A 19,750-nucleotide genomic window follows, 5' to 3' on the forward strand; every position below is an offset into this window, starting at 1 on the left:
AGCCTGCGGCAGCTCCTACAGGGATATGCGTACTCTGTAGGAGCTGCCGCAGGCTGCGATCTTTTAGCTTTATTTGGACAGAAACCGCATCCCTTCTTCCAACCCACGAAGGGTCAGCGGATACATCTGGTCCTCGATCAGGTCCCGCACGATGTTGGTCGAGGAGGTGTAACTCCAGGTGTCCTTCGGATACGGGTTGATCCAGATGAGCTTCTTGTACTTTTCCTTGAACCGCTGCATCCACACGTAACCGGCTTCTTCGTTCCAGTGCTCGACACTGCCGCCCGGCTGGGTGATTTCATAGGGCGCCATGGCGGCGTCGCCGATGAAGATCACTTTGTAGTCGGCGCCGTACTTGTGCAGCAGGTCCATGGTCGAAGTACGCTCGGAGGTGCGGCGCATGTTGTTCTTCCACACCGATTCATAAATGAAGTTGTGGAAGTAGAAGTACTCCAGGTGCTTGAACTCGGTCTTGCAGGCCGAGAACAGTTCCTCGCAAATCTTCACATGGGCGTCCATCGAGCCGCCGATGTCGAACAGCAGCAACAGCTTGACGGTGTTGCGCCGCTCCGGCCGCATCTGGATGTTCAGCAGGCCGGCATCTTTGGCGGTGTGATCGATGGTGCCATCGATGTCCAGCTCTTCCGCCGCGCCCTGGCGGGCGAACTTGCGCAGGCGGCGCAGGGCGACCTTGATGTTGCGCGTGCCCAGTTCCACCGAATCGTCGAGGTTTTTGTATTCGCGCTGGTCCCAGACCTTGGCCGCCTTGCCCTGGCGCTTGCCGGCATCGCCGACCCGAATGCCTTCCGGGTTGAAACCGCCGGAACCGAACGGGCTGGTGCCGCCGGTACCGATCCATTTATTACCGCCGGCATGGCGTTCCTTCTGTTCCTCGAGGCGCTTCTTGAACTCTTCGATCAGTTTGTCCAGGCCGCCGAGGGACTGGATCGCCGCCCGTTCTTCGTCGGTCAGCGAGCGTTCGAATTCCTTGCGCAGCCAGTCTTCGGGGATCAGCGCCTGAAGATGGTCGTCGAGCTTTTCCAGGCCATTGAAGTAGGCACCGAACGCCCGGTCGAACTTGTCGAAATGCTTCTCGTCCTTCACCAGGATCGCCCGGGACAGGTAGTAGAACTCGTCCATGTCGGCGAAGGTCACGCGCTGTTTCAGCGCGTTGATCAGGTCCAGCAGCTCGCGTACCGAAACCGGCACCTTGGCTGCGCGCATTTCATTGAACAGGTTGAGCAGCATGGCATCAGCCTCTTAGCGGGTGCCGCGACGGCTCATGAACGCCAGACGCTCAAGCAATTGCACGTCCTGTTCGTTCTTCACCAGGGCGCCGGCCAGTGGCGGGATGGCCTTGGTCGGATCGCGCTCGCGCAGCACCGCTTCGCCGATGTTGTCGGCCATCAGCAGCTTCAGCCAGTCCACCAGCTCGGAAGTCGAAGGCTTCTTCTTCAGGCCCGGCACCTTGCGCACGTCGAAGAACACGTCCAGCGCTTCGCTGACCAGGTCTTTCTTGATGTCCGGGTAGTGCACGTCAACGATCTTTTGCAGGGTGGTGCGGTCGGGGAACGCGATGTAGTGGAAGAAGCAGCGGCGCAGGAAGGCGTCCGGCAGTTCCTTTTCGTTGTTGGAGGTAATGATGATGATCGGGCGCTTTTTCGCCTTGATGGTCTCGTCGATCTCGTAAACGTAGAACTCCATCTTGTCGAGTTCTTGCAGCAGGTCGTTGGGGAATTCGATGTCGGCCTTGTCGATTTCGTCGATCAGCAGGATCACCCGCTCGTCGGACTCGAAGGCTTCCCAGAGCTTGCCCTTTTTCAGGTAGTTACGAACGTCGTGGACTTTTTCGTTGCCCAGTTGCGAGTCGCGCAGGCGGCTGACCGCGTCGTACTCGTACAGGCCCTGGTGAGCCTTGGTGGTGGACTTGATGTGCCAGGTGATCAGCTTGGCGCCAAAGGATTCGGCCAGTTGCTCGGCGAGCATGGTCTTGCCGGTGCCCGGTTCGCCCTTGACCAGCAACGGCCGCTCCAGGGTGATGGCGGCGTTGACCGCCAGCTTCAGGTCATCGGTGGCGACGTAGGCCTGGGTGCCTTCGAACTTCATCTGCTAATCCTCGAACGGTAACGCCGACCTGAGCGAGGCAGGGCGGGGGGGCGCAATAAAAGGGTCAGCCCCGACTATAACGCGCCGCCCGGCCGACTGTGAACGCAGACGGCTTATTCAGTCTCTGAATGGAGCGTCACATCTTGACTCAGTCTCGGCTGCTGGCCAGTATTGAGGTATCGCTATTTTGGCGATAGCTTGCCGGGCATGTCTACAAAATACCGATTTCGAGACACATACCGCATTCAATTGCGCGAAAAGGATCATCCACCCCCCCATGTTCATCTGACGGGTGGCGGGCTGGACGTCATGTTGAGCCTGGAAACTGTCGAAGTGATGGTGGGCAAGGCGCCGCCGCTGATTCTCAGGGAAGCTCTGGAGTGGGTCAGAGCCCACCGGGCTCAATTGCTGGAGGACTGGAAACGATGCTACCCATGAAACGACCACGGCTATCGGCAGTGCAAGCATTGCCGGATTACCGATTGGTGCTGACGTTTATCGATGGCCAGCAACTGCTGCTTGATTTGAGCCGCGACCTGCAGGCCTATCCGGGCCTGCAACCATTGCAGGGAGAGGCTTTTGATCATGCAGCGTTGGGTGACGATGGCTGGAGTGTCGAATGGCCTGAGCTGGATATCCAGATCGGTGCAGACACTCTCTACCTGGATGCCCTGGCGCAGAATGCAGCCGACGAAAACACCCGAATCTTTATCGATTGGCGTGCTCGCACCGGGTTATCGCTCAATCAGGCGGCTCAAGCGCTGGGGGTCAGTAGCCGCAGTATCACCCGATACAGCAGTGGTCGCGAAGCGGTGCCGAGATCCTTGGCCCTGGCTTGCCTAGGCTGGGATTTCCTGCAACAGCAATCGAATTCGCCCCGCGCGGCAGAAGACACTGGTCGGTACGTGGTCACGCGCAAAAATTAGCCGGCATCCGGCTTGGGCCGTTCATACCGCGCATTGAACGCCTGGATGAAGCCATTGCGTAAAATCTGCAAAAAAGCCTGGAACGCGCTGACATCCTTCTGGTGAACGTTGCCGCTGAGTTCGACCTTTGTCGCAAACTGGTTTTTGCCCTGGTTTTTCAAGACTGTCTCGGTTCCACCGACGAGGGCTTCCCATATCGAGCGGAACAGCCCTTTGTCCTTGTTTTCCACGTCCTGTTGCCAGTTGAACACGTCAACATCGCGCATCAGTGGCTTGATATAGCCGCTCAGTCGGCCCTTGTTGGCTTGGGCTTCGATCACCACGTCGCCATGGCCGGCATTGAAGTCGAACTTGCCGTAGGCCGCGGCGAAGTCGTTCAGGCGCTTGAGTTCGATATCCGTGGTGCGCAAGCGAAACTCGAAGTCTTCAAAGTCGCTCAAGGGATCGAAAGTGGCCGTGGTTTCCAGTGGGGCGTGCCCCAGGAGCAAGGCTTTGCCTTCAAAGCGTGCGTCGCGTTTGCCTTTGGTGTCGACCACATTGGTCAGGTTGAAAATACGGGCATCCACCTTTGTAGCGTTCATGTTCACCGGTGGTTTGGAGTTGAAGTTGCGAAAACTGATCTTGCCGTCGTTGATACGCACTTCGTTCAGGGTAATGGGCAGCAGCTTGCCTAATTGGGCACGCCAGTCGGTGCCCTGGCCGGTCTGGGAGTTTCGCTTGTTGGCCCCGCCATCGACGAAGTTGACCTCGGGCGTGATGAACTGCACTTCGGCCACCACCGCGTGGTCGTGCCACAGTGAGTGCCAACTCACCGAGAGGTCGATCAATGGCGCGTTGACGAAAGGCACCGGAACCTTGCCATCGACCTTGACGATTTTCAGTCCGTTGATCTTGTAGGCCCCGCGCCACAAGGCCAGGTCCACGTCGGTGATCTGGCCCCGGTAGTCGCCCATGTCCGCCAGCCTCTCATTCAGGTAGTCGCGCACCAGATAGGGCAAGGCGATGTGCAACGTTATCAGCAATGCAACGAGGCCGAGGAGGGTCCACAGGGGCCAGCTGTATCGACGTTTCATGGCGGCAAATCTCTGGCGATCTAAAGCCATTGACTGCACTGATAAGCGGACGTTCGACCCGACTGGACGCCTGCGGGCAAGAGGGCTTACCTTGATGCCCTATTTCAATGCTGTCGTTAAGGACCCAGCCATGAGCCGCATTTTTGCTGACAACGCCCACTCCATCGGCAACACGCCGCTGGTGCAGATCAATCGCATTGCGCCGCGTGGTGTGACCATTCTGGCCAAGATCGAAGGGCGCAACCCCGGTTACTCGGTCAAGTGCCGGATCGGCGCAAACATGATCTGGGATGCCGAGAGCACTGGCAAACTCAAACCGGGCATGACCATCGTCGAACCCACCTCCGGCAATACCGGTATCGGCCTGGCGTTCGTGGCCGCCGCCCGTGGCTACAAACTGATGCTGACCATGCCGGCGTCCATGAGTATCGAACGTCGCAAGGTACTCAAGGCACTGGGTGCCGAGCTGGTGTTGACCGAACCGGCCAAAGGCATGAAGGGCGCTATCGAAAAAGCCGGTGAAATTGTTGCCGGCGACCCGTCGAACTTCTTCATGCCGGCGCAATTCGACAACCCGGCCAACCCGGCCATTCATGAAAAAACCACCGGCCCGGAAATCTGGAACGACACCGACGGCGCCGTCGACGTGCTGGTGGCAGGCGTCGGAACCGGTGGAACCATCACCGGGGTTTCACGGTATATCAAGAATACCCAGGGCAAACCGATTCTCTCGGTGGCGGTGGAGCCGGCGGTGTCGCCGGTGATTACCCAGGCCCTGGCCGGTGAAGAAATCAAACCGAGCCCGCACAAGATCCAGGGCATTGGTGCCGGTTTCGTGCCGAAGAACCTCGATTTGTCGATCGTCGACCGGGTAGAACTGGTCAGTGACGAAGAGTCCAAGGCCATGGCCTTGCGCTTGATGCAGGAAGAAGGAATCTTGTGCGGGATCTCCTGCGGCGCGGCCATGGCAGTGGCCGTCAGATTGGCGGAAACCCCGGAAATGCAGGGCAAGACCATCGTCGTGATCCTGCCGGATTCCGGTGAACGTTATCTGTCGAGCATGTTATTCAGTGATCTGTTTACCGAACAGGAGAATCAGCAGTAAGCGCTGAACATTGGCGGATCGTGGCTGGCGGCGGTTGATGAGGGATTACATCAGCCGCCGTTCAGGTGCCACATGCTAAGAAATGCTTTGTTGCACATTCGTTAACATTGAATGTTGAAAAGTGCAGGTTTTTTACCGGATCGGCAGTGTTTATCATGCCGCAAGCCTTGTCGGGCAATGGACCTGGTGCAAAGTCGCTTATCTTCAAAGGAGTTGTTGATGACCTTTTCGTTTGCCGCGAAAGCCTCGTTGTTGTTGCTGTTTCTCGGCAGCACCCTGTATGTGCACTTACGCGGTAAGGCGCGTCTGCCGGTTTTGCGCCAATTCGTTAACCATTCGGCACTGTTCGCACCCTATAACGCCTTGATGTACTTGTTTTCCGGTGTGCCTTCCAAACCATATCTGGATCGCAGCAAGTTTCCCGAACTGGATGTGCTCAAGGACAACTGGGAAGTGATTCGCGATGAAGCGATGCATTTGTTCGACGAGGGGTATATCCGCGCGGCGGCAAAGAACAACGACGCCGGTTTTGGCTCGTTCTTCAAGAAGGGCTGGAAGCGTTTCTATCTCAAGTGGTATGACAAACCGCTGCCTTCTGCCGAAGTCCTGTGCCCGAGAACCGTGGAATTGGTCAGCAGCATTCCCAACGTCAAGGGCGCGATGTTTGCGCTGCTGCCGGGCGGCAGCCACCTCAACCCGCATCGCGACCCGTTTGGCGGCTCCCTGCGTTATCACCTGGGGCTGTCCACTCCCAACTCCGATGATTGCCGCATCTTTGTCGACGGTCAGGTTTACGCCTGGCGCGATGGTGAAGACGTGATGTTCGACGAGACCTACGTGCACTGGGTCAAGAATGAAACGCAAAAGACCCGGGTCATCCTGTTCTGCGATATCGAACGTCCGCTGAGCAATCGCTTCATGACCCGCATCAATCGCGGTATCAGCGCCTGGCTGGGGCGCGCCACCGCGCCTCAGAACCTGGATGACGAGCGTGTGGGCGGGATCAACAGGGCCTACGCCTGGAGCAAGAACTCCAGCGATAGATTCAGTGGTGTGGTCAAGCAATGGAAGCGGCGCAATCCCAAGGCTTACCGTGTACTGCGCCCGGTGCTGGCAGTGGCGGTGCTGACGTTGTTGGGGTATTGGTTGTTTGGTTGAGGCCGGATACGGCCTTTTGACCAACACGTTGCAATCCATGTCGAACGCTGGTTATAGTCGGCGCACGGTGAGTTTCGGACTCACTTTTTTATCCCTCGAGCAAAGATCAGCCCAATGCCTGCATCCCTCCTCAACGCGGTAGTCGATTCAGCGGTCAACGCTGGCGTCGTGCCGTGCGGGAATCAGCAGCCCGGGCAGATCAGTCATTACCCCCCACCTGTCAGTAGCACGCCGGTGTGCGCAGTCGTATCACCGCCAGGCGTCGGCATTTCGGGCTGATCAGCTGTCTTCTGCTGTTCCCCCGCCCGCCTGAAAAAACTACTGGATTTCAGCTTTTGCTGAGTTGGCTTTTTGCCTGACTACAGGTGGTATTCATGTTTGTCCTTTCGAAAAAATCCGCGCTCGCGGCGGCGTCCACGAGCCTGTTCGTGCTGCTGTGGAGCAGCGGGGCGATCTTCTCCAAATGGGGGCTGGCCCACGCGTCACCCTTCGCCTTCCTGATGTTTCGTTTCGTCATCGCTCTATGCGGGCTGGTGTTGCTGGTGCCGTTGTTCAAGCTGAAGTTGCCCAAGGGCGGCAAGCCGATGCTGTATGCGATGGCCACCGGCGTGGTGTTGTTGGGGGGCTATCAGATTTTCTATCTGCTGGCCCTGGACCTGAAAGTCACCCCCGGGGTGATGGCGACCATCATGGGCGTGCAGCCGATCCTTACGGTGGTGATCATGGAGCGTCAACGATCAGCCAGCCGGATGTTCGGTCTGGCGCTTGGGCTGGCCGGTCTGATCATGGTGGTTTACCAGGGCATCGGTCTGGCCGGGATGTCGCTGGCCGGAATGCTTTTCGGTCTGCTGGCGCTGGTGAGCATGACGTTTGGTTCGATCATGCAGAAACGCATCACTGAAAATCCCCTCGGCACGCTGCCGGTGCAGTATCTCGCCGGGCTGCTGTTGTGCGGGATTTTCGTACCTTTCCAGCCGTTTCACTTCGAACACAGCAGCGGTTTCATCCTGCCGGTGCTATGGATGGGGCTGGTGGTGTCGGTGCTGGCGACGCTGTTGCTGTATCGCTTGATCGCCCGGGGCAACCTGGTGAACGTCACCAGTCTGTTTTACCTGGTGCCGGCGGTGACGGCGGTGATGGACTATCTGGTCTTCGGCAACCGCCTGGCGCTGTTGAGCCTGTTCGGCATGCTGTTGATCATCGTCGGGCTGGTGTTTGTGTTCCGTAAATCGGCTTAAAACCGCAAAGGTCCGGAGCAATGCTCCGGGCCTTTTTCATTTGGCCAGCGCATGCTCGGCCCGCACCGAATTCATGAACGCCTGCATCGCCGACGATTGAATGCGATGACGCCGGGTGATCAACCCGTACGGTGGCAGCCGCGCCTCGAACTTGATCGGCAACACCGCCAGCAGATCCCGACCGGGGTAATCCTCGACCACCGACACCGGCGTGACGCCGAGCATGTCAGTCTGCTGAATCAACGACAGCAAGGTCATGATCGATGTGGTTTCGACGATGCTGCTCGGGATGTCGACCCGCGCGTTGTGGAACACCTGATTGATGATCGCGCGCATCGGGCTGGGCTGCTGTTGCAGTACCCAGGTCATGTTCTGCAATTCGGCCCAGCTCAACTGCGTGGCTTTGGCCAGTGGATTCTGTGCGCCGGAAATCACGCACAGCGCTTCCTCGCCAAGGCTGTCGAACAGCAACTCCTCTGCCCGGGCACCGGCGGGAATCCGTCCTAGTACGATATCCAGCTGATCTTGCAGCAACGCCTGCACCAGCACGTCGCTGGTGTCGACCTGAATGCTCATCGACAAGCGTGGATGGCTTTGTTTCAAGGTGGCGATGGTGCGCGTCAGCAGCCCCGAAGCCAGTGCCGGAATGGCCCCGACCGCGACCCGGCCAAGGTTGCCGGACTCGAGGGCGACCAACTCTTCACGCATGCCGCTGAGTTCGGCGAACACCATGCGTGCGTAATAAATGACCGTTTCCCCGAACGGGGTAGAGCGCATGCCCCTGGGCAGGCGTTCGAACAGCTCGACGCCCAACAGGTCCTCGGCCTCATGCAGCATTTTGGTCGCGGCCGGCTGGGTCATGCCGATGTGATCGGCGGCGCGGCGCAACGAACCGAATTCCTGCAACGCCAGCATCAGCCGCAATTGGCGCAGACGCAGTCGGCTGTGGATTACGTTGGCAGCAGGAATTCGGGTCATGGGCCGTGCTCGCGAAAAAGTCCAGCGGCAAGCCTGACAACAAATGCCAGGCGTTGCCAGCTTTGGCGTGTCACAGCACCGATTTTGGTTTGGCGACGTGGGGTTTGCGCAGGCCGATCAGGGTTTGCAACGCTTTTGAAATCAACGGCCAGAACAGCATCAGCAGCGCCGCCGTGGTCAGGCTGCCCACCAACGGGTTGGACCAGAAAATCCCCAACTGCCCGTCGGAGAACAGCATCGACTGGCGGAACGCATCTTCTGCCTTGTCGCCCAGCACCGCCGCCAACACCAGCGGCGCAATCGGGTAGCCGAGTTTCTTGAACAGATAACCCAGCGCACCGAAGCCCAGCATCAGCACCACGTCGAAGAACGAGTTGTGCACCGAGTAGGCACCGATGGCGCAGACCATGATGATGATCGGCGCGATGATCGAGAACGGGATGCGCAGGATCGAAGCGAACAGCGGCACAGTGGCCAGCACCACGATCAGACTCACTACGTTGCCCAGGTACATGCTGGCGATCAGGCCCCAGACAAAATCGTGTTGCTCGACGAACAGCGTCGGCCCCGGATGCAAGCCCCAGATCATCAGGCCCCCGAGCATCACCGCCGCAGTCGCCGAACCGGGAATGCCCAGGGTCAGCATCGGCAGCAGCGCACTGGTGCCAGCCGCGTGGTCAGCGGTTTCCGGGGCGATCACCCCTTCGATTTCGCCCTTGCCGAAGTTGTCGCGGTTTTTCGAGAAACGCCGGGCCAGACTGTAGCTCATGAACGACGCGGCAGTCGGTCCGCCAGGGGTGATGCCCATCCAGCAGCCGACCAGGGTGCTGCGCACAATCGTCCACCAGTAACGCGGCAATTTCGCCCAGGTGCGCAGGATCACCATCGGCGTGATCCGCGCATGCTCGCCGCGGAACACCAGTCCCTCTTCCACGGTGCAGAGGATTTCGCCGATGCCGAACAGGCCGATCACCGCCACTTCAAAGCTGATGCCGGTCATCAGGATCGGCTGGTCGAAGGTCAGGCGCAGGTTGCCGGACACGGTGTCCATGCCGACGGCGGCCATGGCGAAACCGATCATCATCGCCACCACGGTTTTCAGCGGCGGGTTCTTGCTCATGCCGATGAAGGTGCAGAACGCCAACAGGTACACCGCGAAGAACTCCGGCGAACTGAACGACATGGCGAACGCGGCAATTTTTGTCGAGAGGAAGGTCAGCAACAACACGCCGGCCAACGCACCCAGCAACGCCGAACTGAACGCGGCGGTCAGGGCTTCGGCGGCGCGGCCTTCGCGGGCCATGGGATAACCGTCGAAGGTAGTCGCCACCGATGAGGGCTCACCGGGGATGTTGAACAGGATCGAGGTGATCGAGCCGCCGAACAGCGCGCCCCAGTACATGCATGACAGCAGGATGATCGCCGACACCGGCGACATGGTGAACGTCAGCGGCAACAGCAACGCCACGCCATTGGGGGCACCGAGACCGGGCAGTACACCGACCAGAATGCCCAGCAGCACGCCGATCACCATCAGGCCGATATGGCCCGGCGTGAGGATCAGGTTCATGCCTTGCAGCAGGGAATCGAACTCGCTCATTTGAAATGTCTCCCGGCCAGGGCAATCCAGTCGCCCATTGGGCCGGCATCCAGCGGCACTTTGAACCACAGCGCGAAAATCAGGTAACTGGCCAGCACCGCGCCCAGGGACACGCTACCGATCATCCATTTGCCGTATGGCTTGGCGCGGACCTTGTCACGCCACATGAACCAGGCAATGAAGCAGGCCGAAGCGACGTAGATGCCGGTGAACGGCATCGCACCGACGAATAGCGCGATGGGCACGAACACCGACAGCACTTGCCTGAACGCACTGCGGCTGACGAATGAAATGCCCAGGGCTTGCCAGCGCACCAGGGTCAACACGCCGTTGGCCACACTGGCGGCGCTCAACATCAGGCCGATGTAGAAGGGAAAGTAACCCGGCTCGGGGCCGGCATCCCCCCAGCCGATACCCTGTTCGACACTGCCGAACATCACCACCGCGCCGATCAGCGTGGTGAAGAGTGCCAGACCGAGTTCGACCCAGCGTGTACCGACCAGCGCTGGTGAATCCGAAGAATGGGACATGAAAGCACCTCCAGAGGTGACGGCCGTACGCAGGGCGGGCGGCCGTGAGCAACTCAGTTTTTCAGCCAGCCGGCCTCTTTGAACACCGGCGTGACGCGGGCGGTGTCTTTTTCGATGTAGGCGGTCAGCGGCTCGCCCTCGAGGAAGGTTGGCACCAGAGCGTTCTGCTTCACATAAGCCTTGAACTCATCGGTCTGGGTGACTTTGCGCATCAACTCGACATAGAACGCGCGCTGCTCGGCGGTGACGTCGCCGGGCATGAACACGGTGCGCGGGAAGCGGTACTGATCGATGCCCAGACCTTGTTCGTGACAGGTCGGGACGTCGGCCCAGGATTTGTCGCCGGCGACTTTGTCGGTATAGCCCATGCGCTCCTTACTGAATACGCAGAGCGGCTCGACCTGATTGCCACGCCATTGGCTGATGCTCTCGCTTGGATTGTTGACGTTGGCGGCGATGTGCTTGCCGGCCAGTTGCGTTGCGGCTTCGCTGCCGCTCTTGAACGGGATGTACACCAGTTTGCTGTTGTTGGTCTGGTTCAGCAGCAGGGTCAGGGTCTGGTCGACGTCCTTGGACTGGCTGCCGCCCATGCGCAGGTTCGACGGGTCGGCCTTGACCGCGTCGTAGAAACTTTTCGCGTCTTTCCACGGCGCGCCCTTGTAGCTCCAGAGAATGAAGTCATCCTCGGCCACGGCGGCAATCGGGGTCAGTTCCTGCCATTCGTAGCCGAGCTTGGACACCAGCGGCAACAGGTAGATGTTGTTGGTGCCGATCACCAGTTTGTCGGCATCGCCCTTGCTCATTTTCAGGTCGAGAAAGGCTTCGGCGCCGTTGCCACCGCCCTTGTTGAGGACGATGGTGTTCACGTCGAGCAGCTTGTGCGTGGTGATGATCGACTGGATCAGGCGACCGAGCTGGTCGGTACCGCCACCGGGACCACCGGCGACGACGATTTCGACGTTCTTGTCCGGTTGCCAGGCGGCGTTGGCGAGAGCGGGAAGGGTACCGGCGGCGATCAGTGCGCAACCAAGAAACAGACGGGATGTACGACGGACGAATGCATTTCGCATGATGGAAGAGCCTCGTATTCATGTTCTTGTAATTGTTATGAGCGGCTTTTTTGCGCGGTAAAGCCGCAAGCCTGGCCCGAGTGTGTGAAGGTGCGGGCACGGCGTCTAGTCAAAACAATACATACACCGATAGCCTGGGGTTATAGCTCGGCAAACTACTGACTACTGACTACTGACTGCTGTAGGAGCGAGCTTGCTCGCGATGGACTCAAGGGCACCGCGTTAATTCAGGAAGCATGTGTTTTCGTTGAAGACCATCGCGAGCAGGCTCGCTCCTACAGAAAAGAATGCGGGTCCACGTTGAAAGGTCGTTGAAAGCAGGGCATGACATAACCCGAGGCTATCGCCTGATTTCAAGTTTTGATTAGACGGTTATCAGCGAGCCTTCGATAGTGCTCACAAATGTCGCCAGGAAGCGGCGCTGCAGTCCCCACAAAAATAATAAAAGAGGTACGCACCATGGCTCGTTCCAGTGCATCCCTGAACCTGGCCGGCGCGGATATCCAGCCCCAGGCCGCGGCACCCGCGCAGAGCTGCGCCGTCAAGGCCAGCAGCGTGCGCTGGCGGATCTTCGCGATCATCTTCGCGCTGACCATGGTCAACCTGATCGACCGGGTGTCGCTGTCCATTGCGATGCCGACCATCGCCCATGAGTTTTCCCTGTCGCCGAGCCTGCAAGGGCTGATCCTCAGCAGCTTTTTCTGGGCCTACGCATTGTTGCAGATTCCCGGCGGCTGGCTGATCGACCGCTTCGGCCCGCATCGGGTCATCAGTTGGTCCACCGGGTTGTGGGGCACGTTTCAGGTGCTGGCGGCGTTCGCCACCGGCGGCTTGTCGTTGTTGTTTGCCCGGGTTGCACTGGGCGCCGCCGAAGCACCGCTGTTCCCGTCGGGCGGCAAGCTGATTTCCCTGTGGCTGGCCCCGAGCGAGCGCAGTCGCGGCGCGGTGTTGATGGACAGCGGCAGCCCGTTGGGCGTGGCCCTTGGCGGGTTGATCATTGCCTGGCTGATTGCCTCGCTGGACTCCTGGCGCCTGGCCTTCGTGATCGCCGGTATCGCCACCCTGGTGCTAGCCTGGCTGGCGCGGCGTTATCTGCGTGATGACCCGGCCGGTCACCCTCAAGTCAATGCGGCGGAGCTCGAGAAAATCAATGTCGGCCGCGCAACGCCCGCCGCCGAGGCGGCCCGGGCGCCGGTCAAGGGGCTGGGTATTGCGCCACGCTCGCTCAGCGGTTTGCTGATCGGCCGGGCAAGTTGGGCGATGGTGTATTTCGGCCTGCTGACCTGGGGCCCGAGTTACCTGGCCCAGGCCCGGGGTTTCGATATCAAGGGGATTGGTGCGGCGACCTTCGTGATTTTTGTCTGCGGTGCACTGGGTTCGTTGACCGGTGGTTTCCTCTGTGATGGCTTGATTCGCAAAGGCGTGAGTCGCGCGGTGGCGGTCAAGAGCCTGCTGGCGTTTTCCGGGCTGGTGGCCCTCGGCGCATTCCTGTTGCTGCCGACCTTGAGCAATCCTTTTGCGGCGGTGGCGCTGTTGGCCATGACCGCGTTCTTCCTGATGTGGGGCAGCCTCTACTGGAGCTTCCCGGCGCTGCTGGCGGCGCCGGCGCGAGTCGGTTTGATCGGCGGCGTGATGAACATGGCCGGCAGTACCGGCGGCATCGCCGTGCCGATCCTGGTGGGCGTGATTCTGCAAGCGGCCGGTGGTTTTGCCCCGGTGCTCGGGTTCTTCGCGGCGTGCTCGGCAGTCTTCGTGCTCGCGACCTTGTTCATCAGCCTCGACGAGGTGCGTCATGACTAACGCGTTGTGGAACGGCCCGATCATCGACGCCCATCATCACTTCTGGGACCCGACCGTCAACGACCACCCATGGCTTGCCCCCGAGGCCAACATACCCTTTCGCTACGGAGACTACAGCGCGATCAAGCGCCGCTATTTTCCCGAGGATTACTTCGCCGACGCAGGGTCGCATAACGTCGTGCAAACGGTGTACGTCGAGACCGAGTGGAACCCGCAGGACCCGATTGGCGAAACCCGTTTCATCGAGCAACTGGCCGCCCGCTACGGCGTACCCAATGCGGTCGTGGCGCAAGCCTGGCTCGATCATCCGGACGCTATCGATGTGCTCACCGAGCAGGCGCGTTTCAAGCATGTGCGCAGCGTGCGCCACAAACCCGGTGGCCCGATCGCGCCGGCGCAGGTGGGGCACCTGCGCAGCCTGATGAGTGACGAACACTGGCGCCGCAGTTACGCCGCGCTCGAAGGGCTGGGGCTGCATTTCGACTTGCAGACACCCTGGTGGAACCTGCACGAGGCCGAACACCTGGCCCGGGATTTTCCCGGCATCACGCTGATTCTCAACCACACCGGTTTGCCCAATGACCGTAGCGCCGAAGGCCTGGCGGGTTGGCGTCTGGCGCTGGCGCGGCTGGCGCAGTGGCCGAACGTGCAGGTGAAGATTTCCGGCCTGGGGCAGGGCGGCCAGCGCTGGCGCGCCAAGGACAACGCCTGGATCGTGCGCGAGGTGATCGCCATGTTCGGCAGCCACCGGGCGATGTTCGCCAGCAACTTCCCCGTGGACAGCCTGTGCGGCTCGTTCGACGACATCTACAGCGGTTTCAAATCCATCGTCGCCGATCTGCCGACAGCCGATCAGGAACGACTTTTCTACAGCAACGCGCAGCGGGTCTATCGCTGCGAGCCTTGCGCCAATGAGCGGGCGCAGCCTGAACCCTTGAGGAGTGAAGCATGAGCAAATCCACCATCGCGATGGTCCTCGGCGACCCGGCGGGCATCGGCCCTGAGCTGATCGCGCGCCTGCTGGGCGAGCCTGAAGTGCGTGCCCAGGCCAATGTGATCCTGATCGCCGACGAAGCGGAAATGCGTCGCGGCATGCGCATTGCCGGGATGGAATTTCCCTATCGTCGCGTCGAGTCCCTGGAGCAACTGGCATTTGTCGATGACACGCCGCTGTTCTATGACTTTCGCGGCGACACTATCGGTGAGTTTGCGCGGAGCGAGGCCAGCGTCATCGGTGGCCGCTACAGCCTCGACACCCTGGAAAAAGCCCTGCGCCTGACCGAAGCGGGCATCACCGACGCCGTGTTGTTCGGGCCATTGAACAAGACTTCACTGCACATGGCCGGCATGGCCCACAGCGATGAGCTGCACTGGTTCGCCGAGCTGCTGGATTTCCATGGACCGTTCTGCGAATTCAACGTGCTCGACAATCTCTGGACTTCGCGGGTGACCTCCCATGTGGCCCTGGCCGATGTGCCGGGCCTGCTCAGCCAGCAACGGGTGGTGGAAGCGATTCAACTGATCGACACCGCGCTCAAGCGCAACGGGCTGGAAAAGCCGCGCATCGGCGTTTGCGGGCTGAATCCGCATAACGGTGATAACGGTTCGTTCGGTCGCGAGGAGCTGGACATCATCGGCCCGGCGGTGCGTTCGGCGCAGGCACTGGGGATCGCGGCGGACGGGCCTTATCCGGCCGACACGATCTTCCTCAAGGTCCAGGGCAATGCCAGTGCCTTCGACGCGGTGGTCACGATGTACCACGACCAGGGGCAGATCGCGATCAAGCTGATGGGCTTCTCCCGTGGCGTCACGGTGCAGGGCGGCCTGCCGATCCCGATCACCACCCCGGCCCATGGCACCGCGTTCGACATCGCGGGGCAGGGCAAGGCGAACGTCGGTGCGATCCGCCAGGCGTTCGAGATCGCGTGCCGGATGGGTGGCAACAGTTACTGATTGTTGAAAGGTCAAAAGATCGCAGCCTTCGGCAGCTCCTACAGGGGACCGTATTCCCTGTAGGAGCTGCCGAAGGCTGCGATCTTTTTTGCGTCACCCGATAACCCGAAACGCCCAATAACCGGATTCCGCTATCACCCCAGGTTATCGCCGGATACGCATAAGTGATTATCCGCAGCCCTTGGCCGCTGGCTAAAGTCGCTCCATCGAATGCGCAAGACCGCCACCCGAGTGGCATTGCGCAGCGACTGACAATGACAAGAAGCCGGCAGCGCAAGGAAACCGTATTCATGAAAATCAAAGCGATCCGTACCCGCGTTTTCGAGTGGAAAGGCAAAGTCGTGCCACCCCAGGCGCACTTCTGCACCAACGCCAGCGACATCCTGTTCGAGCGCGGCGACGCCATGGGCTCGTTCCGTTTCCACGGCTGGCTGGTGGTGGAAGTCGAGACTGACACCGGCCTCGTCGGCATCGGTAACTGTGCCCTGGCGCCGCGCGTGGCCAAGGAAATCATCGACACCTACCTGGCGCCGATCGCCATTGGCGAAGACCCGTTCGACAACGAATACATCTGGCAGAAAATGTACCGCCAGAGCCACGCCTGGGGGCGCAAGGGCATCGGCATGGCGGCGATCTCGGCCATCGACATCGCGATCTGGGACATCATGGGCAAAGCGGTGAACAAGCCGGTGTTCAAGCTGCTGGGCGGGCGCACCAAGGAAAAGATCTGGACCTACGCCTCCAAGCTCTACGCCAACGACAACCTCGACCTGTTCCTCGAAGAGGCCCAAGGCTACCTGAGCCAGGGTTTCACCGCGCTGAAGATGCGTTTCGGTTATGGCCCGAAGGACGGTCCGGCGGGCATGCGCCGCAACATCGAACAAGTGCGCGCCCTGCGTGAACTGGCCGGCCCCGACGTCGACATCATGCTCGAATGCTACATGGGCTGGACCCTCGAGTATGCCCGGCGCATGTTGCCGAAACTGGCCGAGTTCGAGCCGCGCTGGCTCGAAGAACCGGTGATCGCCGACGACATCGAAGGCTATATCGAGCTGAAGAAGATGGGGATCATGCCGATCTCCGGCGGCGAACACGAATTCACGTCCTACGGCTTCAAGGACCTGCTGGAACGCCGCGCCGTCGACGTGATCCAGTACGACACCAATCGCGTCGGCGGCATCACCGCCGCGCGCAAGATCAACGCCATGGCCGAGGCCTGGTCGGTGCCGGTCATCCCGCATGCCGGGCAGATGCACAACTACCACCTGACCATGTCCACCACGGCCTCGCCTATGGCCGAGTTCTTCCCGGTGTTCGACGTCGAAGTCGGCAACGAACTCTTCTACTACGTGTTCAAGGGCGAGCCGCAACCGGTTAACGGCTACATCCAGCTGGATGACAACAAGCCGGGCCTGGGCCTGGAAATCTCCGATGAGTACCTGAGCGATTTCAACATCATCGAGTGACCGTCCGGCGCCGCTTTCTCGCGGCGCCTACCACGACTTTTCGGAGTGCCGACATGCGTCTGATTCAGTTTGAAAACACCGACGGGCAACGCCAGGTTGGCGTGGTTGAGGGCGCTCGGGTCCAGGTGCTGCGCGATACCCGCAGTACCCGTGAACTGGCCCTGGCCGCCATCCGTGTCCAGTGCAGCCTGCAAGAAGAAATCGCCCGGCGCGGCAGCGAACCCGGTCCGGATTACGCGCAGCTGTTGCAGCAGCGCAAGGTCCTGCCACCGCTGGACCATGAAGACCCTGCCCATTGCCTGATCAGCGGCACCGGCCTGACCCATCTGGGCAGCGCCGCGACGCGGGACAAAATGCACCAGCACGATGGTGAAGTCGAAGCCGGCATGACCGACACCATGCGCATGTTCAAGTGGGGTTTGGAGGGCGGTAAACCAGCGGCGGAGCAGGTCGGCGCGCAACCGGAGTGGTTCTACAAGGGCGACGGCAGCATCGTCGTGCGTCCCGGTGCGGATTTCCCGGTGCCGCCCTTTGCCGAGGACGCCGGTGAGGAGCCGGAACTGACCGGCCTGTATGTGATCGGCGACGACGGCCAGCCGTACCGTGTCGGTTACGCGCTGGGTAACGAGTTCTCCGACCACGTCATGGAGCGGCGCAACTACCTGTATCTCGCTCATTCGAAGCTGCGTTGCTGCTCCTTTGGCCCGGAGTTGCGCGTCGGTGAGTTGCCCAGACATCTGGTCGGCACCAGCCGCATCACGCGCAACGGCCAGACGATCTGGGAAAAAGAGTTTCTCAGCGGCGAAGAGAACATGTGCCACAGCCTGGCCAATCTCGAATTTCATCACTTCAAGTACGCGCAGTTTTTGCGTCCCGGCGATGTTCACGTGCACTACTTCGGTACCGCCACGCTGTCGTTTGCCGACGGTGTGAAGACCCAGCCGGGGGATAGCTTCCAGATCAGTCTCGATGAGTTCGGTGCGCCTTTGGTAAACGGTATCGGCGAGAGCGCCCAGCCGCTGGCTATCGGTCAGGTACGCACACTCTGACCCCCGTAGGTCTGCAATCGATCAAGGAATCCACATGAGCCTGTTTCCTGGACACAACTACATCGGCGGCCGCCGTAGCGCCAACGGCACGTTGCAGCTGCAAAGCCTCGACGCCACCACCGGCGAGCCCTTGCCCGGAACTTTTTTCCAGGCCAGCGAAGCCGAAGTGGATGCCGCTGCCAAGGCGGCGGCTGCGGCATACCCGACCTACCGTAACCTGAGTGCGGAAAAACGCGCGCGGTTTCTCGACGCCATCGCCGATGAAATCGACGGGTTGGGCGATGAGTTTGTCGCCACCGTGTGTCGCGAGACAGCGTTGCCGGCCGGGCGTATCCAAGGTGAGCGTGGCCGCACCAGCGGCCAGTTGCGCCTGTTCGCCAAGGTGCTGCGTCGCGGCGACTTCTATGGTGCGCGCATCGATCGCGCATTGCCGGATCGCCAGCCATTGCCACGTCCGGATCTGCGTCAATACCGCATCGCCCTGGGGCCGGTGGCGGTGTTCGGTGCGAGCAACTTCCCGCTGGCCTTTTCCACCGCCGGTGGCGATACCGCCTCGGCACTGGCCGCCGGTTGCCCGGTGGTGTTCAAGGCCCACAGCGGGCACATGGCAACGGCCGAGTGGGTGGCTGACGCGATCATCCGTGCCGCGGAAAAAACCGGTATGCCGGCCGGTGTGTTCAACATGATCTACGGCGGCGGTGTCGGTGAATGGCTGGTCAAGCATCCGGCGATTCAGGCAGTGGGCTTCACCGGTTCACTCAAGGGCGGCAATGCCCTGAGCCACATGGCCGCAAACCGGCCGCAGCCGATCCCGGTGTTCGCCGAGATGTCGAGCATCAATCCGGTGTTCCTGCTGCCGCAAGCCCTCGCGGAGCGCGGTGAGCAGATCGCGGCGCAATTGGCAGGTTCGGTGACCCTGGGCTGTGGCCAGTTCTGCACCAATCCGGGCTTGGTCATTGGTGTGCGCTCGCCGCAGTTCAGTGCTTTTCTTGAGGCTTTCTGCGCCCACATGAACCAGCAGCCGGCGCAAACCATGCTCAATGCCGGCGCCCTAGCCAGCTACAACCGGGGCCTTGGCGAACTGCATGAACATCCGGGCCTGAGCCATCTGGCGGGCCGGCCGCAACAGGGCAATCAGGCGCAGCCACAGGTGTTCAAGGCCGATGCCGGCCTGTTGCTCAAGGGCGATCAATTGCTGCAGGAGGAAGTGTTCGGGCCCACCACCATCGTCATCGAGGTCGAGGATCGGGCGCAGTTGGCGGCAGCATTGCAGGGCTTGCGCGGGCAATTGACCGCGACCTTGATTGGCGAGGCCGACGAACTGCTGGAGTACCGCTGGCTGGCGGAACTGTTGCAAGAGAAGGTCGGGCGGATCCTGCTCAACGGCTATCCGACCGGGGTCGAAGTCTGCGAGTCCATGGTGCATGGCGGGCCGTATCCGGCGACATCCGACTCGCGGGGCACTTCGGTCGGCACCCTGGCGATCGATCGCTTCCTGCGGCCGGTGTGCTTCCAGAATTATCCGGACGCGCTGCTGCCCGAGGCGTTGCAGAACGGCAATCCGCTGGGGATTCGGCGGTTGGTGGATGGGGAGGTGAGTATTTCCGCTTTGTGATTGTTGGTGTCTGGTCTATCGCCTTCGCGAGCAAGCCCGCTCCCACAGGGTTGCGCGGTCCCTGTGGGAGCGGGCTTGCCCGC

General features: G+C 60.7%; 18 protein-coding genes. 11 read left to right on the forward strand and 7 right to left on the reverse strand.

The genetic code is table 11. The annotated features are described in order from the left end of the window. Positions 1 to 69: 69 nt before the first annotated feature. On the reverse strand, positions 70 to 1,248 hold the full coding sequence (locus tag KW846_RS23845) for a VWA domain-containing protein (protein ID WP_116580272.1): 1,179 nt from the start codon (positions 1,246 to 1,248) through the stop codon (positions 70 to 72). A gap of 12 nt (positions 1,249 to 1,260) precedes the next feature. Next, complete coding sequence (locus tag KW846_RS23850) at positions 1,261 to 2,106, reverse strand: MoxR family ATPase (RefSeq protein WP_007972431.1); 846 nt, start codon at positions 2,104 to 2,106, stop codon at positions 1,261 to 1,263. Positions 2,107 to 2,313: 207 nt separating this feature from the next. Between KW846_RS23850 and KW846_RS23855 the strand changes: the two genes are divergently transcribed. Both KW846_RS23855 and KW846_RS23860 read left to right on the forward strand, forming a co-directional pair. Further along, positions 2,314 to 2,544 carry a DUF4160 domain-containing protein gene (locus KW846_RS23855; RefSeq protein WP_218485745.1) on the forward strand — a complete coding sequence of 77 codons (231 nt, stop codon included), beginning with the start codon at positions 2,314 to 2,316 and terminating at the stop codon, positions 2,542 to 2,544. After that, positions 2,532 to 3,032, forward strand: a complete 501-nt coding sequence (locus KW846_RS23860) for a DUF2442 domain-containing protein (RefSeq protein WP_116580273.1) — start codon at positions 2,532 to 2,534, stop codon at positions 3,030 to 3,032. Before KW846_RS23855 ends, KW846_RS23860 begins: the two co-directional genes overlap by 13 nt. Here KW846_RS23860 and KW846_RS23865 read toward each other — a convergent pair. Next, entirely contained in the window at positions 3,029 to 4,105 is a 1,077-nt protein-coding gene (locus KW846_RS23865; RefSeq protein ID WP_218485746.1) for a DUF748 domain-containing protein, read from the reverse strand. The two genes, KW846_RS23860 and KW846_RS23865, sit on opposite strands and share 4 nt — an antisense overlap. A 130-nt stretch (positions 4,106 to 4,235) precedes the next feature. On the opposite strand from KW846_RS23865, the gene cysK reads away from it, so the two are divergent. The 3 genes from cysK to KW846_RS23880 all read left to right on the forward strand — a co-directional run bounded on the left by cysK (position 4,236) and on the right by KW846_RS23880 (position 7,606). Next, on the forward strand, positions 4,236 to 5,210 hold the full coding sequence (gene cysK / locus KW846_RS23870; RefSeq protein ID WP_218485747.1) for a cysteine synthase A: 975 nt from the start codon (positions 4,236 to 4,238) through the stop codon (positions 5,208 to 5,210). Between the two features lie 219 nt (positions 5,211 to 5,429). After that, a complete protein-coding gene (locus KW846_RS23875) occupies positions 5,430 to 6,368 on the forward strand; it encodes an aspartyl/asparaginyl beta-hydroxylase domain-containing protein (RefSeq protein ID WP_218485748.1) in 939 nt (312 codons plus the stop codon). A 374-nt stretch (positions 6,369 to 6,742) separates the two neighbouring features. Continuing rightward, the gene (locus KW846_RS23880) at positions 6,743 to 7,606 is read left to right on the forward strand and encodes a DMT family transporter (protein WP_116580277.1); all 864 of its coding nucleotides are present in this window, start codon (positions 6,743 to 6,745) and stop codon (positions 7,604 to 7,606) included. 36 nt (positions 7,607 to 7,642) lie between these two features. On the opposite strand, the gene KW846_RS23885 is transcribed toward KW846_RS23880, so the two are convergent. From KW846_RS23885 to KW846_RS23900, 4 genes are all read right to left on the reverse strand, one after another. Further along, complete coding sequence (locus KW846_RS23885; protein ID WP_102698961.1) at positions 7,643 to 8,584, reverse strand: LysR family transcriptional regulator; 942 nt, start codon at positions 8,582 to 8,584, stop codon at positions 7,643 to 7,645. A gap of 70 nt (positions 8,585 to 8,654) precedes the next feature. Further along, positions 8,655 to 10,184 carry a tripartite tricarboxylate transporter permease gene (locus KW846_RS23890; protein WP_218485749.1) on the reverse strand — a complete coding sequence of 510 codons (1,530 nt, stop codon included), beginning with the start codon at positions 10,182 to 10,184 and terminating at the stop codon, positions 8,655 to 8,657. Further along, positions 10,181 to 10,714, reverse strand: a complete 534-nt coding sequence (locus KW846_RS23895) for a tripartite tricarboxylate transporter TctB family protein (protein WP_007972449.1) — start codon at positions 10,712 to 10,714, stop codon at positions 10,181 to 10,183. Before KW846_RS23895 ends, KW846_RS23890 begins: the two co-directional genes overlap by 4 nt. Positions 10,715 to 10,767: 53 nt before the next feature. Then, on the reverse strand, positions 10,768 to 11,784 hold the full coding sequence (locus KW846_RS23900) for a tripartite tricarboxylate transporter substrate binding protein (RefSeq protein ID WP_218485750.1): 1,017 nt from the start codon (positions 11,782 to 11,784) through the stop codon (positions 10,768 to 10,770). A gap of 459 nt (positions 11,785 to 12,243) precedes the next feature. Between KW846_RS23900 and KW846_RS23905 the strand changes: the two genes are divergently transcribed. The 6 genes from KW846_RS23905 to KW846_RS23930 all read left to right on the forward strand — a co-directional run bounded on the left by KW846_RS23905 (position 12,244) and on the right by KW846_RS23930 (position 19,667). Next, a complete protein-coding gene (locus tag KW846_RS23905; protein ID WP_218485751.1) occupies positions 12,244 to 13,584 on the forward strand; it encodes an MFS transporter in 1,341 nt (446 codons plus the stop codon). Beyond that, the gene (locus tag KW846_RS23910; protein WP_218485752.1) at positions 13,577 to 14,536 is read left to right on the forward strand and encodes an amidohydrolase; all 960 of its coding nucleotides are present in this window, start codon (positions 13,577 to 13,579) and stop codon (positions 14,534 to 14,536) included. Before KW846_RS23905 ends, KW846_RS23910 begins: the two co-directional genes overlap by 8 nt. After that, entirely contained in the window at positions 14,533 to 15,537 is a 1,005-nt protein-coding gene (locus KW846_RS23915) for a 4-hydroxythreonine-4-phosphate dehydrogenase PdxA (protein ID WP_218485753.1), read from the forward strand. The genes KW846_RS23910 and KW846_RS23915 overlap by 4 nt, the downstream gene beginning before the upstream one ends. A gap of 290 nt (positions 15,538 to 15,827) precedes the next feature. Beyond that, complete coding sequence (locus KW846_RS23920) at positions 15,828 to 17,003, forward strand: L-rhamnonate dehydratase (protein ID WP_015096352.1); 1,176 nt, start codon at positions 15,828 to 15,830, stop codon at positions 17,001 to 17,003. 53 nt (positions 17,004 to 17,056) lie between these two features. Then, positions 17,057 to 18,052: an AraD1 family protein gene (gene araD1, locus KW846_RS23925; protein ID WP_218485754.1), complete on the forward strand. Its 996-nt coding sequence runs from the start codon at positions 17,057 to 17,059 to the stop codon at positions 18,050 to 18,052. 34 nt (positions 18,053 to 18,086) lie between these two features. Then, positions 18,087 to 19,667: an aldehyde dehydrogenase (NADP(+)) gene (locus KW846_RS23930; RefSeq protein WP_218485755.1), complete on the forward strand. Its 1,581-nt coding sequence runs from the start codon at positions 18,087 to 18,089 to the stop codon at positions 19,665 to 19,667. Positions 19,668 to 19,750 lie beyond the last annotated feature (83 nt).

This window comes from Pseudomonas sp. PDM32, from assembly GCF_019219225.1.
GTDB lineage: Bacteria > Pseudomonadota > Gammaproteobacteria > Pseudomonadales > Pseudomonadaceae > Aquipseudomonas > Aquipseudomonas laurylsulfatiphila.

Bases quoted from the DNA above. Each gene is read 5' to 3' on its own strand.
- KW846_RS23905 (WP_218485751.1), top strand. From the start codon at position 12,244: ATGGCTCGTTCCAGTGCATCCCTGAACCTGGCCGGCGCGGATATCCAG.
- KW846_RS23900 (WP_218485750.1), bottom strand. From the start codon at position 11,784: ATGCGAAATGCATTCGTCCGTCGTACATCCCGTCTGTTTCTTGGTTGC.
- KW846_RS23915 (WP_218485753.1), top strand. From the start codon at position 14,533: ATGAGCAAATCCACCATCGCGATGGTCCTCGGCGACCCGGCGGGCATC.
- KW846_RS23920 (WP_015096352.1), top strand. From the start codon at position 15,828: ATGAAAATCAAAGCGATCCGTACCCGCGTTTTCGAGTGGAAAGGCAAA.
- KW846_RS23850 (WP_007972431.1), bottom strand. From the start codon at position 2,106: ATGAAGTTCGAAGGCACCCAGGCCTACGTCGCCACCGATGACCTGAAG.
- KW846_RS23855 (WP_218485745.1), top strand. From the start codon at position 2,314: ATGTCTACAAAATACCGATTTCGAGACACATACCGCATTCAATTGCGC.
- KW846_RS23930 (WP_218485755.1), top strand. From the start codon at position 18,087: ATGAGCCTGTTTCCTGGACACAACTACATCGGCGGCCGCCGTAGCGCC.
- KW846_RS23845 (WP_116580272.1), bottom strand. From the start codon at position 1,248: ATGCTGCTCAACCTGTTCAATGAAATGCGCGCAGCCAAGGTGCCGGTT.
- KW846_RS23910 (WP_218485752.1), top strand. From the start codon at position 13,577: ATGACTAACGCGTTGTGGAACGGCCCGATCATCGACGCCCATCATCAC.
- KW846_RS23875 (WP_218485748.1), top strand. From the start codon at position 5,430: ATGACCTTTTCGTTTGCCGCGAAAGCCTCGTTGTTGTTGCTGTTTCTC.
- KW846_RS23895 (WP_007972449.1), bottom strand. From the start codon at position 10,714: ATGTCCCATTCTTCGGATTCACCAGCGCTGGTCGGTACACGCTGGGTC.
- KW846_RS23890 (WP_218485749.1), bottom strand. From the start codon at position 10,184: ATGAGCGAGTTCGATTCCCTGCTGCAAGGCATGAACCTGATCCTCACG.
- KW846_RS23860 (WP_116580273.1), top strand. From the start codon at position 2,532: ATGCTACCCATGAAACGACCACGGCTATCGGCAGTGCAAGCATTGCCG.
- KW846_RS23865 (WP_218485746.1), bottom strand. From the start codon at position 4,105: ATGAAACGTCGATACAGCTGGCCCCTGTGGACCCTCCTCGGCCTCGTT.
- cysK (WP_218485747.1), top strand. From the start codon at position 4,236: ATGAGCCGCATTTTTGCTGACAACGCCCACTCCATCGGCAACACGCCG.
- KW846_RS23880 (WP_116580277.1), top strand. From the start codon at position 6,743: ATGTTTGTCCTTTCGAAAAAATCCGCGCTCGCGGCGGCGTCCACGAGC.
- araD1 (WP_218485754.1), top strand. From the start codon at position 17,057: ATGCGTCTGATTCAGTTTGAAAACACCGACGGGCAACGCCAGGTTGGC.
- KW846_RS23885 (WP_102698961.1), bottom strand. From the start codon at position 8,584: ATGACCCGAATTCCTGCTGCCAACGTAATCCACAGCCGACTGCGTCTG.